The organism is Kocuria sp. p3-SID1428 (assembly GCF_025149945.1).
GTDB lineage: Bacteria > Actinomycetota > Actinomycetes > Actinomycetales > Micrococcaceae > Kocuria.
On record NZ_JALXVH010000052.1, the window covers coordinates 1 to 16,997 of the forward strand.

Consider the following 16,997-nt stretch of genomic DNA (forward strand, 5'->3'; position numbering starts at 1 on the left):
CGCTCGATGGGGTGGGCTCAGTTCGCCGGGATGGAGCTGGCGTGCGTCCAGTCGGCGGGGAAGGTGGGCTGCTTGATGTTCGCCATCTTGGCGGCCACCCGGACCACCTGCGAGGAGTAGCCGAACTCGTTGTCGTACCAGACGTAGACCACGACGGTCTTGCCGTTCACGACGGTGGCCAGCCCGTCCACCACCGAGGCGTAGCGCGATCCCACGAGGTCCGAGGACACCGTCTCCGGCGAGTCGGTGTAGTCGATCTGACGGCTCAGCGGCGAGTCCAGGGAGATGCCGCGCAGGAAGGCGTTGAGCTCGGCGGCATCAGCGGGAGCGCGATCCAGCTGCAGGGTCAGCACGGCCATGGAGACGTCCGGGACGGGCACGCGGATGGCGTTGCCGGTGAGGCGGCCCTCCATCTTGGGCAGGGCCTTGGCGACGGCCTTGGCGGCGCCGGTCTCGGTGAGCACCATGTTCAGCCCGGCGGCGCGGCCGCGGCGGGGGCCGTTGTGGTAGTTGTCCGTGAGGTTCTGGTCATTGGTGAAGGCGTGGACGGTCTCCACATGGCCCTGGGAGATGCCGTACTCGTCGTCGAGCACCTTGACCACCGGGGTGATGGCGTTGGTGGTGCAGGAGGCCGCAGAGACGATCCGGTCCTCGGGGGAGATCTCCGAGTCGTTGACGCCGCAGACGATGTTCTTCATCTCGCCCTTGCCCGGTGCGGTCAGCAGGACCTTGGCGATGCCCTGGGACTGCAGGTGGCGGGAGAGGCCGTCGACATCGCGCCAGACGCCGGTGTTGTCGATCAGGATGGCGTCGTGGATTCCGTAGGCGGTGTAGTCGACCTCGGCGGGGCTGTCGGCGTAGATCACCTGGATGTCCACGCCGTTGGCGGTGATCACGTTGCGCTGCTCGTCCACCACGATCGAGCCGTTGAACTTGCCGTGGATCGAGTCGCGGCGCAGCAGGGAGGCGCGCTTGACCAGGTCGTTGCCGGGCTTCTTGCGCACCACGACGGCGCGCAGCACCATGCCGGTGCCGTCGTTGCGCTCCACGAGGATACGGGTCAGCAGGCGGCCGATGCGCCCGAAGCCGTAGAGCACCACATCCTGCGTCTTGGCGACGTTCTGGCCCTTGCGCTGGACGACGGCGGCCAGCTGCTCGCGCACGTACTGGTGCACGTCCTCGCGCTGGGAGTCCTGCAGTCCGGCGGCCAGGCGGCCCAGGTCGATACGGCTGGCGCCCAGGTCCAGCGAGTCGATGATGCCGATGAGCTGCTCGGTGACAGCCGTGGGCAGCTCCTCGCCGACGATGCGCCGAGCGAATCGGTGCGCCTTGAGGATGTCGAGGACGGACTTGTGCACCAGGGACCGGCCGTGGATGCTCAGGACGACCTTGTTCTCCCGGTAGAGACGGCCGATCACGGGCACCATGGCCTCAGCGCGGGCCTCGCGCTCGTTCCAGGGCTCGACGGAGTTCACAGATGACCTGCTTCCTGGCTCCGACGACGCTGTCGGAGCCGTGGCTGCGTGCGTCGTCGCACGGCTCGCACCGATGGCCGCTGCGGGGCCGGTGCTCAGGGGCGTGTGGCGCAGGCGAAGGCGCCTGGTTCCGGGCTAGATCCTAGCCGTTGGACGGGGTCACCGCGTCGTGCCCACTGCTACTGTGGCCGCATGCTGACAGTCATCGGTGAGGCACTCGTGGATGTCGTCTCGCGCCCGGGCGGAGAGGCCGTGCGGCACCCCGGCGGGAGCCCCTTCAACGTGGCGGTGGGCCTGGCTCGGCTGGAGCACCCCGTGACCTTCCTGGGCACCTGGGGCGAGGACGACGACGGCCGCCTCCTGGAGCAGAGCCTGAGCGCCGAGGGCATCGAGCTGCCGCTGCCGCGCCAGTCCCAGCCGACCTCCACCGCAGAGGCCGTCCTGGGGGAGGACGGCTCGGCCGAGTACGAGTTCGCGCTGACCTGGGATCCGCCGCTGTCGGAGCAGGACCTGGAGCGCATCGCCGAGGCCTCGGACGCGGTGCACACTGGCTCGATCGCAGCAGCCCTGGAGCCGGGAGCGGACACGGTGCGCCGGCTCATCGAGGCCGCACAGGGCCGGGCCCTGATCAGCCTGGACCCCAACTGCCGACCGTCGATCACTCCGGACGTGGAGCGCGTGCGCGCTCGCGTGGAGGAGCTGGCCGAGCGCTCCGACCTGATCAAGGCCTCGGATGAGGACCTGCTGTGGCTCTACCCCGGCTCGACCCTCCAGGAGTCGGCCCGTGCGTGGCTGCGCAAGGGCGCCGGCATGGTGGTCGTGACCCGCGGGGAGATGGGACCCTGGGCGGTGACCGAGGCCACCGGCCCCGTGGGCATCGAGGTCCCCGCCCGCCGCACGGATGTCGTGGACACCGTTGGCGCCGGCGACACCTTCATGGCCGCGCTGATCTCGCAGGCCGCCGATCGCGGGATCACCGGCCCAGGAGCCGCCCAGCGCCTGGCCGCCCTCGGCGAGGACGATCTCCGGGAGATCCTGACCCGGGCGGCGGATGCCGCGGCCATCACCGTCTCGCGCGCCGGTGCGGATCTCCCGCGCCGAAGCGAGCTCGAGGCCCTCGCGGGCGTCGCCGCGGAGCCGGCCGCTCCAGCCGAGCCGGACGGAGCCGAGCCTGCCGGGCTCGACCGGACGCTGGATGACTGAGCTCCCCGGGCGCCGCCGCGCACAGCTCCGGCGGCACCGGGAGACCATCGCAAGGACGACACGACGGATCTAGGAGGATCCCCATGCTCGATCGCGACCCCTATGCAGGACTTCCCGAGCTGCCCGTCTTCGAGCTGAGCTCGCAGGACATCGCCGACGGCCAGCCGCTGCCCCAGGCACAGGTCGCGGGGCAGGACGTCTCGCCGCAGCTGAGCTGGTCCGGCGCCCCGGAGGGCACCCGCTCCTACGTGGTGACGGCCTTCGACCCGGATGCCCCCACCCCGTCGGGCTACTGGCACTGGGCGCTGTCCAACATCCCCGCGGACGTGACCTCCCTGGAGACCGGTGCGGCCGCCAACCCGCCGGAGGGCTCCACGCGCCACCGCACCGACGGCGGCTCCGAGGCCTTCGAGGGCGCGGCTCCGCCTCCCGGCCACGGCCCTCACCGCTACATCTTCTGCGTCACCGCGGTGGACACCGATCACCTGGACGTGGAGGGCGCCTCGCCCGCCGTGCTGAACTTCAACCTGTTCTTCCACGGCATCGGCCGCGCCTTCCTCACCGGGACCCACGAGGAGAAGTGAGTCGGACCGACCTCCTGGGTCCGGATCCGCAGCGGATGGCCCGGGAGGTCCGTCTCGTGGCCAGCGACCTCGACGGCACGCTGATCGGCCACGACTTCCGCTTCCGGCCTCGGACCCAGCAGGCCCTGAGACAGCTCGAGGCGGCCGGGATCCCGATCATCTTCGTCACGGGGCGCCCGTGGCGATGGCTGGATCCTCTGCGGGAGCTGCATGAGCTGAGGGAGTCGATCGCCCCGGGCGCGGACGGGGAGGACCAGGCACCCATCGGGGCCGTCATCTGCTCCAACGGGGCGCTCGTCTACGACTTCGCCCAGGAGGCCGTGGTCTCCAGCAAGACCCTCAGCGCCCAGACGGCGCTCGAGGTCCATGCGCGCCTGCGCCGACTCTTCCCGCAGGCCGTGTTCAGCGCCGAGACGCTGCGCGGCGTGGCGGCCGAGCCGGACTGGCTGGTCGGTGACCGCACTCGGATCAGGGGAGCTCGGATCGGCCCGCTGCCCCAGGTGCTCGAGCCCGATGACCGCCTCGTGAAGCTCCTCGCCCGCCTGCCCGGAGCCGATCCGCAGCGGTTCGTGGCCGCGGTCAGCGAGGAGGTCTCCGATCTGGTCTCGGTCACGCACTCCGTGGCGCAGGCCCCCCTGGCAGAGATCGCGCGCACCGGGCTCTCCAAAGCGGAGGCGCTGGCCGAGCACTGCCGCCAGAGGGGCATCGGGGCCCATGAGGTCCTGGCCTTCGGCGACATGCCGAACGACCTGCGGATGCTGCAGTGGGCGGGGTACGGCTATGCCCTGAGCTCCGGGGACCCGGCGGTCGTGGCGGCCGTCGAGCGCACCGCGCCCGGCTTCGACGACGACGGCGTCGCCCAGGTCATCGAGCAGCTGCTGGCGGTGCGCGCCGACCTGTGAACCACGTCGCGGGAATCACGTGGCAACTGCTCGGAACTCTGGTGACTCGTCGGTAACTAAGTGCGTACTATCGGCGCATGGAATCCCGCACGGCGCCTTCGGCCGTCGACACCAACAGGGACGGCTCCACGCCGTCGGTCATGGCCCACCGCGGCTTCTCGCTGGAGGGAGCGGAGAACACCCTCACCGCCTTCCAGGCAGCCTGGGACCTCGGCTGCCTGTGGCTCGAGCTCGACGTCAACACCACCAGCGACGGCGTGGTCATGGTCTTCCACGACGGCTCGCTGGACCGCGTCACCGACGGCTCGGGGCAGGTCGGCGATCACACGCACGCCCAGATGATGGAGCTCAGCGTGGCAGGGGGAGAGCCCCCGCTGACGCTGGCGCACCTGCTCGAGGAGATGCCGGAGGCCCGGTTCAACATCGATGTGAAGGACGAGGCCTCCGTCACAGCGCTCGCGGAGCTGCTCGAGCGCACCGGGGGTGCTGAGCGCGTGCGGATCGCGTCGTTCTCCGACGGCCGCCGCCGTCGAACGCTGAAGCAGCTGCGCGGGCGCGGGCTGGATACGCCGAGCTCCTCGGCCGGTTCCCTCGGCTCTGCATTGATGATCATCTGCCTGAGCCTGGCCCCGCGGCTGTGGCCGGTGGTGCGCCTGCTGGCGCGGCGCTGGGTCCCGCCGTTCCAGGCCGTCCAGCTGCCCATGCACTGGCGCTGGTTCGCCCCCGCGCTGATCGGGCTGCCGGTGATCGGTCCGCGCCTGCGCGATCGCCGCCTGGTCACCGAGCGGCTGATCGAGCGCGCCCACGCGGTCGGCGTGCAGGTGCACGTGTGGACCGTCGATGAGCCGCAGGACATGAAGGCGCTGCTGCGGGAGGGCGCGGACGCGATCGTCACGAACCGCGCCGATCTGGCCCTGGACCTGCGGGCCGAGGACGCCGCCCGGGCCTGAAGGCGAATGGCCGGCTCAGGACACCTTCGGCAACCTCCTCGTCCGGCCTGGCCGTGGCCCCTCCCTGGGCCTATGGTGTGAGGTGCGACTCGACAGCTCCCTGGTGAGCCGGTGCCATCCCGGCGCCCCGGTCGCGTGCACCGGAAGGGGGCGGACCATGGCAGCAGTGAGCGCAAGCGCCCTCCAGCCCCGCCGCCGCGACTGGAGCTTCCACGAGCGCAGCTCCGGCAGCATTCCGTAGCTGGGCATCTTCCTGCCCACGACCCGGTCAGGTCCTTCCGCGATCGTCCGGGCGCAGCGCCCCGTCACGTCTCGGGGCTCGATCCTCGGATGGTTCCATGGCCCCGGACCCTCAGCGCCGACCTGTCCGCTTCCCACCGATCACGATCTCTCATCGCCCGAGGCCTCCTCGGCTGACCCGCCGCGGCCTGCTCGCAGCCGCCGCCGGCGGAGCCGGGCTCGTGCTCAGCGGCTGCGGCGGCTCCGAGGCCTCGGTGCTCGAAGCCGGTGACACCCCCGTGGAGGGCGGGACGCTGCGCGTGGGCATCACCGGCGGCGGCGCCTCGGACACCGTCGACGCCCACGTCCCGCTGGGCACCGGCGACGCCGCGCGCATGTTCAACCTCTACGACACCCTGTTCGCCTACGACGCCGACTACCGGGTGGTGCCGGCGCTGGCGGAGTCGGCCGAGCCGAACGAGACCGGCGATCAGTGGACGATCACCCTGCGCGAGGGCGTGCGCTTCCACGACGGCAGGCCGCTGACCCCGGCGGATGTGAAGGCCACCTTCGAGCGGATCCTGGACCCGGAGGACCCCAAGAGCGGGGCGAGCAAGCTGGCCACGCTCGAGTCCGTGGAGGAGGTCGACGAGCGCACCGTGCGCTTCGTGCTCGGCTCCCCGGATGCGGTGCTCACGGATGCGCTCGCGCAGTACGTCATGGGCATCGTGCCGCAGGACTACGACCCCGCCGACCCCGTCGGCACCGGTCCGTTCCGGCTCACGGACTTCGAGCCGGGAGGCACCACACACCTGACGGCCTTCGACGACTACTGGCAGGGCCGTCCGCACGTGGATGAGGTCCTGCTGATGAACTTCGACGACGAGGACGCGCTGATGAACTCGCTGCTGTCCTCGCAGGTGGATGTGATCGCGCAGGTGCCGCTGCCGCTCGTGCACGTGGTCTCCGAGGATCCCCGCATCCAGGTGATCACCTCCGAGACCGGAAACTGGGTGCCGTTCACCATGCGCACCGACACCGCCCCGTTCGACGACCCCCGGGTGCGCGAGGCCTTCAAGCTCGTGATCGACCGCGAGCAGATGGTCGAGGTCGCCTTCGCCGGGCAGGGACGGGTGGGCAATGATATGTACTCGCCGTTCGATTCCGGCTATCCGCAGGAGGCGCCGCAGCGCGAGCGCGATATCGAGCGCGCCAAGCAGCTGCTGAGCGAGGCCGGGCACCCGGACGGCCTGAGCGTGGAGCTGGTGACCGCCCCCATCCAGGCCGGTGCGGTCGAGGCCGCCACGGTCTTCGCGGAGCAGGCCGCCGATGCCGGGATCGACGTCTCCCTGCGCCGAGTCGATGCCACCACGTTCTTCGGCTCGGGCTACCTCGAGTTCCCGTTCGCGCAGTCGTTCTACTACACGCGCAACTTCCTGCCGCAGGCGGCGGACACCTCCCTGCCGGACTCGCCGTACAACGAGACCCACTGGGACCAGCCCGAGTTCACGCGGCTCGTAGCGCAGGCCCGCGAGACCCTCGACGACGCCGAGCGCGAGGAGCTGACCCGCCGGGCCATGCAGCTGCATCACGACGAGGGCGGCAACATCATCTTCGGCTTCTTCGATGTGGCGGACGCCTATCAGCGCTATGTGGGCGGCGGGGCGAGCGACCGATCGGGTATGCCGATCGCCTCGTTCCGCTTCCGGAACCTGTGGATCGAGACCGGCGATGCCGCGGACGGGGAGGCCTGAGAGATGCTGAGCATGATCCTCAAGAGACTGGCGGTCTCGGTCCTGGTGCTGCTGGCGGTGTCCTTCGTCGTCTTCGTCTTCACCCTCCTGCTGCCCGGCGATCCCGCCCAGGCGATCCTGGGCCAGCAGGCCACTCCCGAGCGCCTCGAGGCCCTGCGCGCCCAGCTGGACCTTGATCAGCCCTGGTGGCAGCGCTACCTCGGCTGGCTCGGCGGCATCCTCACCGGGGACATGGGCGTCTCCGCGGCCACCGGCGGGCCGATCAGCGCTCTGCTGGGCGAGCGGATCGTCAACTCGCTCGTGCTCATGGCCATCGCCGCGGTCATCGCCGTTCCCCTGGGCCTGGCTCTGGGGACCTGGTCCGCTCTGCGCCGCGGCCGCGCCTCGGACACCGCGCTGAACACGGGCTCCATGATCCTGGCCTCGCTGCCGGAGTTCGTCGTGGGCATCGTGCTCGTGGCCCTGTTCTCCACGACCGTGCTGCAGATCCTGCCGTCGGTGACCATGGCCGCGCCCGGCACCCGGGTCTGGCAGTTCCCGCTGCAGCTCGTGCTGCCGGTGGCCGCCCTGGTGCTCGTGGTGGTGCCCTACATGGTGCGCATGATGCGCCAGACCATGACCGAGGTGCTCTCCAGCGGCTACGTGGAGATGGCCCGGCTCAAGGGCGTCCCGGAGCGGCAGGTCATCCTGCGCCACGCCCTGCCGCATGCGATCGGGCCGGTGGCCCAGGTCGTGGCCATGCAGCTGGCCTGGCTGGCCGGCGGCATCGTTGTCATCGAGGTCCTCTTCCGCTACCCCGGGATCGGGCAGGCCATGGTTGATGCCGTGGGCAACCGCGACGTCCAGGTGGTGCAGACGATCTCGCTACTGATCGCCGCCTTCTACGTGGTGGTCAACCTGCTGGCCGACGTCGTCGGGATCCTCGCCAACCCCAAGCTGCGGACGGAGTCCGGACGATGAGCGCTTCCACCACCAGGGCACCTTCGACCGGCGCGATCGGCGGCAGCCCGGTCCGCGACAGCCTGCTGCGCAGGTTCCTGGCACGCACGGAGTCCAAGGTGGGGCTGGTCCTCACCGGTCTCGTGCTGCTCGTGGCGGTGCTCGGCCCCTTCCTGGCCGTGACCCTGACAGGGCACACGACCACCGAGTTCGTGGGCCGGCCCTTCGTCGCCGACGGCGCGGCGCTGGGCACCGACAACCTCGGGCGCGACGTCCTCTCCCGCTGGCTGGCCGGCGGCTGGCGGCTGCTGCTGTGGTCGGCGGCGGCCACCGCCCTGGGCGTGGGGCTCGGTGCCGTGCTGGGCATGGTCGCGGCCATGCGCGGAGGCTGGCTCGATGCCCTGATCATGCGCCTCGGCGATATCGGGCTCGCCCTGCCGCAGCTCGTGTTCGCCATGCTGGCCGTCACCGTACTGGGCCCCAAGGGCTGGGTGCTGATCCTGGTCGTCGGGCTGACCCATGCGCCGCGCACCGCGCGCGTGATGCGCTCGGCGGCCGTCGGCGTGGTGGGTGAGGACTATGTGCTGGCCTCCCACATGTACGCCGTGCCGCAGTGGCGGATCCTGGCCCAGGACATCCTGCCGAACGTCACCGGCCCGCTGATGGTCGAGCTCGGACTGCGCATGACCTACTCGATCGGCGCGCTGGCCTCGCTGTCCTTCCTGGGCCTGGGCATGCAGCCGCCCACGGCCGACTGGGGCCTGATGATCAACGAGAACCGGATCGCGCTGGCCGTCCAGCCGTGGGGCGTGCTGCTTCCCGTGCTGGCGATCGCCGTGCTGACGGTGGGCACCAACCTGATCGCCGACGGTGTCGCCGCAGCCTCCGCCGGGGGCAGCTCCGTGGTCGAGGAGGACCTCGAGGGCGTGCGCGCCGGCGCCCAGGGCGCAGCCCCGGCCGGCTCCGCGGCCGTTCCCGAGTCGGAGGCCGCCACCGGGTCGGCCTCCGCATCCGCTCCTGAGGCCGCCGGCGGCCCCCACCCCGGAGCAGACTCCGCCTCGAGCCCCGAGGAGGGACGACGATGACCCCGAGCACTGCATCGCGCGCACTAGGCAGGCGCGTCGCGGACCCGTCGTCGAAGGCGAGCGTCGAGACCGCCCTGAGCGTGTCCGGGCTGGACCTGGGCGTGACGGGCGGGCGTCAGATCCTGCATGACATCGCTTTCGAGCTGCATCCGGGGCGCATCCTGGCGCTGGTCGGAGAGTCCGGCTCGGGCAAGACCACCGCCGCGCTGGCGTGCATGGCGCATCTGCGCCCCGGCCTGGAGCTGCGCGGAGGCTCGATCGCGCTGCACCCGGGCGCCTCGCGCTTCCACCCGGACGGCGCGCAGCTCGCGCAGCTGAGCCCGGGCGAGGTGCGGCGGCTGCGCGGCTCCACGATCGCCTATGTGCCCCAGGACCCGGCGCTGTCGCTCAACGGATCCATGCGCGTGGGCGAGCAGATAGCCGAGGTCCTGCGCATCCACGACTACGGAGACGGCCCTGCCTCCCGCAAGGCGCGAGTCGCCCAAGTCCTCGAGGAGGTCGGCATGCCCTCCGATGCCGCGGCGCAGCGGCGCTACCCGCATCAGCTCTCGGGCGGGCAGCAGCAGCGCATCGGCATCGCCATGGCCTTCGCGACCCGCCCGGCGGTGATCATCCTGGATGAGCCCACCACCGGCCTGGACGTGGCCACGCAGGACCTGGTCCTGGACACGGTCACGGATCTGACCCGCCGCCACGACGCCGCCGGGCTCTACATCACCCACGACATCGCGGTGGTCGCCCAGATCGCCGACGAGGTCGCGGTCATGCTCAAGGGCCGCATCGTGGAGGCCGGCTCGGCGGAGCAGGTGCTGCGCTCGCCGAGCCACGACTACACGCGCCGTCTCGTGGCGGCGGTGCCGGACCTCGAGGGCCGCAAGCGGATCGGCGGCGGTCTGCCGGTGGCTCAGCGGGGCAAGGCGGCCGCGGAAGGCGCCGTGTCGGCGGCCGACGGCGACGCCCCGGTCGTTCCTCCGTGGGCACAGGGGTCGGGCCCGGATGAGGAGTCGGCGCAGGCCGGGTCTGGCTCTGTCGCCCGGACCGAGCCGGAGATGGCTGGTGCGATCGAGCCTCGCAGGGACCAGGACCCGACGCCGCAGCCGTCGTCGCGGCCCCTGCTGGCGGTCGAGGACCTGAGCCTGTCGTACGGGCCCAAGACGGTGCTGGACGGCCTGCGCCTGGAGCTGCACTCCGGGCAGACCACGATGCTGCTGGGGGAGTCGGGCTCCGGCAAGACCACCCTGGCCCGCGCCATCGCGGGGCTGTCGGCGGCGTCGTGGACGGGGCAGGTGCTGCTGGACGGCCAACCGCTGGCCGAGACCACCCGCAAGCGCACCCCCGAGCAGCGCCGGCGCATCCAGTACATCTTCCAGTCGCCGTTCTCGTCGCTGAACCCCCGGCGCACGATCGGCGAGTCCCTGGCCGTGCCGCTGCGGATGGGCGGCGGCACCTCCGCGGCCCAGCGCCGCGAGGCGGTCTCCGTGGCGCTGGATCAGGTCCGGCTCGGGCGCTCCTACATCGATCGCCGCCCCGGCGACCTCTCCGGCGGCGAGCGGCAGCGCGCCGCGATCGCCCGCGCACTGGTCAGCGCTCCGTCGGTGCTGGTGTGCGATGAGGTGACCTCGGCGCTCGATGTCTCCGTGCAGGCCTCCGTGATCGAGCTGCTGCGCGAGATCCAGGACGAGACCGGCATGGCCATGCTGTTCGTCACGCACAACATCACGCTCTCGCGCCACATCGCCCACCGGCTCGCGGTGCTGCAGAAGGGCAGGATCGTGGATCATGGGCTCACCGAGGACGTCCTGGCGGCCCCGGACAGCGAGTACACGCGCGATCTGCTGGAGCATGTGCTGACGCTGTGACCGCCGGCGCCGCCCGCACCACGGGCGTCCGATCCCGTTTCACCCCGACAGAGAGCAGGCCCGTGAGCACGAAGACCGCTCATGCCCCCACCCGCGCCGAGCGCCTCGATCGTCTCCCGTTCAACGGCCGGCACCGGAGGCTGCTCGGCGCCTCCGGCATCGGCTGGGCGCTGGATGCCATGGACGTCGGGCTGATCTCGTTCGTGATCGCCGCGCTGGCCCAGCAGTGGGGCCTCGACGCCCAGACGCGGTCCTGGATCATCTCGGCGGGCTTTCTGGGTATGGCCCTGGGGGCCAGCCTGGGCGGTCTGCTGGCGGATCGGATCGGGCGCCGGGCCGTGTTCAGCCTGACGCTGCTGGTCTACGGCCTGGCCACGGGCGCGAGCGCGCTCGTGGCCTCGGTGGGCGCCCTGATCGTCCTGCGCTTCATCGTGGGCCTGGGACTGGGCTCCGAGCTGCCCGTGGCCTCCACGCTGGTCTCCGAGTTCGCGCCGCGGCGCATCCGCGGACGCGTGGTCGTGTGGCTCGAGGCCTTCTGGGCCGTGGGCTGGATCGCCGCCGCGGCGATCGGGTACTTCGTGGTCGCCGCCTCCGACTCCGGCTGGCGCTGGGCGCTGGCCCTCGGCGCGGTGCCCGCCCTCTACGCCCTGGTGGTCCGCTTCGGGCTGCCGGAGTCCGTGCGCTACCTGGAGTCGCGCGGGCGCCATGACGAGGCCGAGCGCGTCGTGCGCGACTTCGAGACCGACGGCGGGCGGCAGACCGGCTTCGCTCAGCACGACGACGCCGATCGGCCGACTGCCGCCCTCAAGACCGCGACGGTCGCACCGACGGAGGCACCGGCGGATCCGTCGCGTCAGGGTCAGCCTGGGAACGGGCACCCGTCGTCGATCTTCGCCGCCGGTCTGGCGCGGCGGACGCTCGCGCTGTGGACGGTGTGGTTCTGCCTCAACCTGGCCTACTACGGGGCGTTCACGTGGATCCCGTCGCTGCTGGTCGAGCAGGGCTACAGCCTGGTGCGCTCCTTCGGCTTCACGCTGATCATCACGCTCGCCCAGCTGCCCGGCTATGCCATGGCCGCGTGGCTGATCGAGGTCCTGGGACGGCGCGTGACGCTGGTGGTCTTCCTGGCGGGCTCGGCTGCCTCCGCCATCGGCTTCGGGCTGGCGGATTCGGAGGCCGCGGTGATCGCGGCCGGGTGCTGCCTGTCGTTCTTCAACCTCGGGGCTTGGGGCACGCTCTACGCGATCGGCCCCGAGCTCTACCCGACCTCTCTGCGCGGCACCGGCACCGGTCTGGCGGCGGGAGTGGGGCGCATCGCCTCGATCCTGGCCCCGCTGCTGGTCCCGGTGCTGTTCGCGGCCGGCGGCATGCCGGTGGTCTTCGGGGTGTTCTCGGCGGCCTTCGCCCTGGCGGCCGCGGCGGGGCTGGCGCTGCCGGAGATGAAGGGGCGCCTGATCGGCTGAGGCGCCCGGCCGGACGGGGACGTCGTGGGGAACCGCGGCGGCAACCGCCGACCGCTGCCCCTGCGCGTCCGCGTGGGCTCCTACAGTGGTGAGCATGACGCAGACCGCAGCGAAGGAACCCGCCACCGATCCCGAGGCCTATGTGCGCACCGAGGTGCGAGGAGGCACCGGGGTCATCGTCCTGGATCGCCCCAAGGCGCTCAATGCGCTCACCGCACGCATGTACCGCGACATGCTCGAGGCCCTGTGGGCCTGGCAGGACGACGACGCCGTCACCCAGGTGCTCGTGACCTCCTCCGCCGCGCGCGCCTTCTGCTCCGGCGGCGACATCCGCCAGGTGCGAGAGGCCGTGCTCGATGACCGCCTCGAGGACGGCGTGGCCGCCTTCACCGACGAGTACTCGCTGGACCTGGTGATCTCGCGGTACCCCAAGCCCTACATCGCGGTCATGGAGGGCTACACCATGGGCGGCGGCATGGGCATCTCCGTGCACGGCTCCCACCGGATCGTCACCGAGACCACGGTGATGTGCATGCCGGAGACCGGGATCGGGTTCTTCCCGGACATCGGCGCCTCGTGGTTCCTGCCGCGCGTCTCCCTGCTGGGCCGCGGTCCGTCGCTGGCCGTGGGGCGCTGGCTCGGGCTGACCGGCGCCCGGATCTCTGGACCCGATGCCATGGCCATCGGCCTGGCCGACCACTTCGTGGCGGAGGACCGCCTGGAGTCCTTCAAGGAGGCCGTGATCCGCGACGGCATCGCCGCCGCCATCGCCGAGCATTCGGCCGGTCCGGGCGAGAACGACGGCATCCCGGAGGCCTCGCTTCCGGAGCGCTGGGATGAGATCGAGGAGCTCTACGGCGCCGACACGCTGGGCGAGATCCTGGTCAAGGCCCCGGCCGAGGACCTGGCGGGGGCGTCGCCGTCGTCGCTGGTGCGCACGTGGGAGCTGCTCGAGCGCGGCGCGGAGGCGGAGTCCGTGCAGGAGTGCCTGGAGCGCGAGCTGTCCCTGGCGGCAGACACGATCGCCTCCCCGGACTTCGCCGAGGGAGTGCGCTGCACCATGATCGACAAGCAGGACGACCCGCAGTGGTCGCCGGCGTCGGTGGGCGAGGTCGACGTGGAGGCCATCCGCCGCGTGCTCGACCAGCCCGGGACGCTGCGCACCCGCCCCTGATCCCTGCCCGCCAAGCTCGAGCCTGAGCCCGGCCCTGCTCTCCACCATCCCGCCGAGTGGATACTTGATTGCGCTGTAGGCACGAACAGCGCAACTGAGTATCCACTCGGCGCAGTGGGGTGGGGTCAGCCGAGCGGGGAGGCCTGCTCGTGCGGGGTGCTCGCGCGGTCCGGGGCCAGCGGATCGCCGCCGGCCGTGCCGCGCCACAGGGCGAGTCCGCGCATGCCGTGGAAGACCACCAGGGTGGCTGCGGTGCCCAGGGCGATGCCCGCGAACTGGATGCCGAACGCATCCCAGGTGTAGTCGGCGATGCCGATGATCATGGCCACGGCGGCGGTGGTGAGGTTCACCGGGTGGGAGAAGTCCACGCGGTTCTGCACCCAGATGCGCACGCCGAGCATGCCGATCATCCCGTAGAGCACCGTGGCCGCACCGCCCAGAACGCCCGGAGGCACGGTGGCGATGGCTGCGCCGAAGACCGGGAAGAAGGACAGCAGCAGGGCCACGATCGCAGCGACCCAGTAGGCGGCCGTGGAGTAGACCTTGGTGGCGGCCATGACGCCGATGTTCTCGGCATAGGTGGTGGTGCCCGAGCCGCCGCCGGAGCCGGCGAGGATCGTCGCCAGGCCGTCGGACATGATGGTCCGCCCGAGCACCGGATCCAGGTCCTGCCCGGTCATCAGCGCCACTGACTTCACATGCCCGATGTTCTCGGCCACGAGCACCAGGATCACCGGCACGAACAGCCCGATCAGCGAGAGGTGGAACTCCGGGGCGTGGAACTGCGGCAGCCCCAGCAGCCCCTCGGCCTCCCAGGCCGCGCTGATCGCGGAGAAGTCGACCTCCCCGCGCACCACCGCCGTGAGGTAGCCGATCACCACGCCCACCAGGATCGACAGGCGCCCCAGGATCCCGCGGAAGAGCACCGACGTGAGGATGATCGCCAGCAGCGTCACCAGCGCCGTGGTGGGGGCGAGCATGAAGTTGTCCTTGGCCGCCGGGGCCAGGTTGAAGCCGATCAGCGCCACGATCGTGCCCGTGACCAGCGGGGGCATGAGCGCTGCGAGCCAGCCCGTGCCGAGCACCTGGACGATCACGCCGATCAGGAACAGCGCCGCGCCGGCCATGACCACGCCGCCCAGGGCGCCGCCGGGGCCGTACTGGCCGATGGCTGCGGAGATCGGGGCGATGAACGCGAACGACGAACCCAGATACGACGGCACGAGCCCGCGGGTGATGACCAGGAACAGGATGGTGCCCAGCCCGGAGAAGAACAGCGTGGTCGACGGCGGGAAGCCCGTGATCAGCGGGACCAGGAAGGTCGCCCCGAACATGGCCACCACGTGCTGGGCGCCGATGCCGATGGTGCGCGGCCAGGACAGCCGCTCCTGCGGCGGGACGACGCCACCGGGCGAGACGCTGCGGCCGTCGCCGTGCAGCGACCAGCTCAGCCCGGCCCTGGCCAGGAGGCCGCGCTCGGCGGTGCCGGCGGTCGAGTCGGGCTGGGCGGGGTGCTGTTCCGGCCGGGGAGCGGAGCTGCTCATGGGTGATCTCCTGGAGAAGCGAGCGGGGGCGCGAGCCGTGGAGGCGCTTGCGCGATGATCGCGGATCAGCGTAGCCGCCGGTCGGGGTCCGCGTCGGCCCAGATGCCGACGGCCAGGCGGCCAGGCGGCCAGGCGGCCAGGCGGCCGCGGGGACGTCGTGATGGTCTGAGGGGCAGACGGCGCCTCAGCCGAGCAGGTGCACGAGCGCGGTGATGAGGAAGCCCAGGCCGACGGCGATGAAGAAGCAGCTGGCGAGGACATCGAAGCCCGAGCGGAAGCGGTCGATCACCGGAGCGAGGCGGCGCTGCGAGGCTGCCAGCGCAACGAGCCCGAACCACGCGATGGTGAGCACGATCAGAGTGCCGATCACGATCGCCGTCTGGAGGCTGACGATCCTGCCGGTGAGGAAGGGCGAGAAGATCGCCCCGAAGAACACGAGTGCCTTGGGGTTCGACAGGTTGGTGGCCAGGCCCCGCAGATAGGCATCGGCCCCGGCAGGGGCGGCCGTGCGGTCGCGTCCCACCGCCTGCTGCTGCGCGGTCGTGGGCTCCTGGGTGGTGCGCCCGCGGCGCGCGGCGCGCCAGGCGCGCAGCCCCGTCACGCCGATCAGCACCAGCATGAGCCCGCCCAGCAGCTCGAGCCAGCTCATCAGCCCGGGCAGCGCCTGCAGCAGTGCGGAGAGCCCGAACAGGGCGCCGAGCAGCCAGACGGTCGCCCCCGTGGTGATGCCCAGTGCGGCCAGCAGCCCGGCTCGACGCGAGCGGGTGATGGACTGCTGGAGCACCAGGACCATGTCCGGGCCGGGTGCGGCCACGGCCACCATCCAGATCAGCGCCAGGCCCGGCAGCTGGGCGAGCTCCATGGGTTCAGCCTCTCGATCGCTCGCGCAGCAGCCACTGCGCCAGGGTGTCCAGCGCGATGCCGATCAGCCCGATGAGGAGGATGACCACGAGCATCTCGACGTAGGCCAGGCGATCGCGAGCATTGAGGATCTCATAGCCGAGGCCGGAGGAGACGCCGAGCATCTCGGCCGGGACGATGACCACCCACGCGATGCCCAGCGCCAGGCGCACGCCCGTCATGGTGAAGGGCCGGATGCTCGGCAGCACGACGGTGCGCAGGACCTCCGTGCGGGTGGCTCCCAGCGTCCGGGCCACCCGCACGTGCAGCGGATCGAGCGCGGCCACGCCCGAGGCGGTGTTCAGCGCGACCGGCCACACCGCGGCGATCGCCACCAGGAAGATCACGGGGGCGTGCCCCACGCCGAACAGGGCGACCGCCACGGGCGCCCAGGACAACGGCGAGACCATCCGCAGGAACTGCACGGGAGGCGTCGAGGCCCAGCGGAAGCGCGGGGCCGAGCCGATCAGCAGCCCCAGCAGGCTGGGATTCGCCTACCGGATGATCTCGCCGCGCCAGCTGCCCGGGATCCTGCTCGCGGCCACCAGGACCACCTCGATCGTCATGATGCTGGTGGGCGTGGCCACGATCATGTCTTGGGTGATGTCGTACTCGCGGATCCCTCAGCTGATCGCCGAGACCATGCTGGGGATCACCGAGTCGCCCACGCTGATCCTGCTGGTGGCTGTGGGGACGTTCCTGGATCCCACGCCGGCGATCCTGATCTTCACCCCGCACTTCCTGCCCATCGTCTCGGAGTACGGCGTGGACCCGATCCACTTCGGGCTGATCGTGGTGTTCGCGCCGTCGCTGGGCACCATCACCCCGCCGGTGGGCAACGTCCTGTTCGTCTCCGCCAAGGTCGCGGGGCTGCGCATCGAGCCCGTGATCGCTGCGCTGGTGCGGCTTCAGCGCTGTCCAGCCGGCAGGGGCGCCGCCCGGACAG

The 16,997-nt window shown here is 71.4% G+C and carries 15 protein-coding genes; 11 read left to right on the plus strand and 4 right to left on the minus strand.

Annotated elements, in window-relative coordinates:
• Positions 1-17 precede the first annotated feature (17 nt).
• On the minus strand, positions 18-1,475 hold the full coding sequence (locus tag M3E84_RS10395) for a glyceraldehyde-3-phosphate dehydrogenase (RefSeq protein ID WP_259896093.1): 1,458 nt from the start codon (positions 1,473-1,475) through the stop codon (positions 18-20).
• Between the two features lie 192 nt (positions 1,476-1,667).
• Between M3E84_RS10395 and M3E84_RS10400 the strand changes: the two genes are divergently transcribed.
• The 10 genes from M3E84_RS10400 to M3E84_RS10445 all read left to right on the plus strand — a co-directional run bounded on the left by M3E84_RS10400 (position 1,668) and on the right by M3E84_RS10445 (position 13,607).
• Complete coding sequence (locus tag M3E84_RS10400; protein WP_259896094.1) at positions 1,668-2,678, plus strand: carbohydrate kinase; 1,011 nt, start codon at positions 1,668-1,670, stop codon at positions 2,676-2,678.
• Between the two features lie 83 nt (positions 2,679-2,761).
• Positions 2,762-3,262, plus strand: coding sequence for a YbhB/YbcL family Raf kinase inhibitor-like protein (locus M3E84_RS10405; RefSeq protein WP_206390922.1), 501 nt, complete (start codon positions 2,762-2,764; stop codon positions 3,260-3,262).
• Complete coding sequence (locus M3E84_RS10410; protein WP_259896095.1) at positions 3,259-4,164, plus strand: HAD family hydrolase; 906 nt, start codon at positions 3,259-3,261, stop codon at positions 4,162-4,164. The genes M3E84_RS10405 and M3E84_RS10410 overlap by 4 nt, the downstream gene beginning before the upstream one ends.
• A gap of 77 nt (positions 4,165-4,241) precedes the next feature.
• Positions 4,242-5,114 (plus strand): glycerophosphodiester phosphodiesterase family protein, encoded by an 873-nt coding sequence (locus M3E84_RS10415; RefSeq protein ID WP_259896096.1) that lies wholly within the window; start codon positions 4,242-4,244, stop codon positions 5,112-5,114.
• A gap of 338 nt (positions 5,115-5,452) precedes the next feature.
• Positions 5,453-7,087 (plus strand): ABC transporter substrate-binding protein, encoded by a 1,635-nt coding sequence (locus tag M3E84_RS10420; RefSeq protein WP_259896097.1) that lies wholly within the window; start codon positions 5,453-5,455, stop codon positions 7,085-7,087.
• 3 nt (positions 7,088-7,090) lie between these two features.
• Positions 7,091-8,047, plus strand: coding sequence for an ABC transporter permease (locus M3E84_RS10425; RefSeq protein WP_259896098.1), 957 nt, complete (start codon positions 7,091-7,093; stop codon positions 8,045-8,047).
• Positions 8,044-9,111, plus strand: coding sequence for an ABC transporter permease (locus tag M3E84_RS10430; protein ID WP_396415610.1), 1,068 nt, complete (start codon positions 8,044-8,046; stop codon positions 9,109-9,111). The genes M3E84_RS10425 and M3E84_RS10430 overlap by 4 nt, the downstream gene beginning before the upstream one ends.
• Complete coding sequence (locus M3E84_RS10435; RefSeq protein ID WP_259896099.1) at positions 9,108-10,970, plus strand: ABC transporter ATP-binding protein; 1,863 nt, start codon at positions 9,108-9,110, stop codon at positions 10,968-10,970. The genes M3E84_RS10430 and M3E84_RS10435 overlap by 4 nt, the downstream gene beginning before the upstream one ends.
• A gap of 62 nt (positions 10,971-11,032) precedes the next feature.
• A complete protein-coding gene (locus M3E84_RS10440) occupies positions 11,033-12,433 on the plus strand; it encodes an MFS transporter (RefSeq protein ID WP_259896100.1) in 1,401 nt (466 codons plus the stop codon).
• A gap of 94 nt (positions 12,434-12,527) precedes the next feature.
• Complete coding sequence (locus M3E84_RS10445) at positions 12,528-13,607, plus strand: enoyl-CoA hydratase/isomerase family protein (RefSeq protein ID WP_259896101.1); 1,080 nt, start codon at positions 12,528-12,530, stop codon at positions 13,605-13,607.
• 125 nt (positions 13,608-13,732) lie between these two features.
• Here M3E84_RS10445 and M3E84_RS10450 read toward each other — a convergent pair whose 3' ends face one another.
• The 3 genes from M3E84_RS10450 to M3E84_RS10460 form a co-directional block, all read right to left on the minus strand.
• Complete coding sequence (locus M3E84_RS10450; protein ID WP_259896104.1) at positions 13,733-15,073, minus strand: uracil-xanthine permease family protein; 1,341 nt, start codon at positions 15,071-15,073, stop codon at positions 13,733-13,735.
• Positions 15,074-15,335: 262 nt separating this feature from the next.
• The gene (locus tag M3E84_RS10455; protein WP_259896102.1) at positions 15,336-16,013 is read right to left on the minus strand and encodes a LysE family translocator; all 678 of its coding nucleotides are present in this window, start codon (positions 16,011-16,013) and stop codon (positions 15,336-15,338) included.
• A 4-nt stretch (positions 16,014-16,017) separates the two neighbouring features.
• Entirely contained in the window at positions 16,018-16,533 is a 516-nt protein-coding gene (locus tag M3E84_RS10460; RefSeq protein ID WP_311200466.1) for an ABC transporter permease subunit, read from the minus strand.
• A 19-nt stretch (positions 16,534-16,552) separates the two neighbouring features.
• Here M3E84_RS10460 and M3E84_RS10465 point away from each other — a divergent pair.
• Positions 16,553-16,997: TRAP transporter large permease subunit (locus M3E84_RS10465; RefSeq protein WP_259896103.1), on the plus strand; the 445-nt coding region annotated here is incomplete at its 3' end.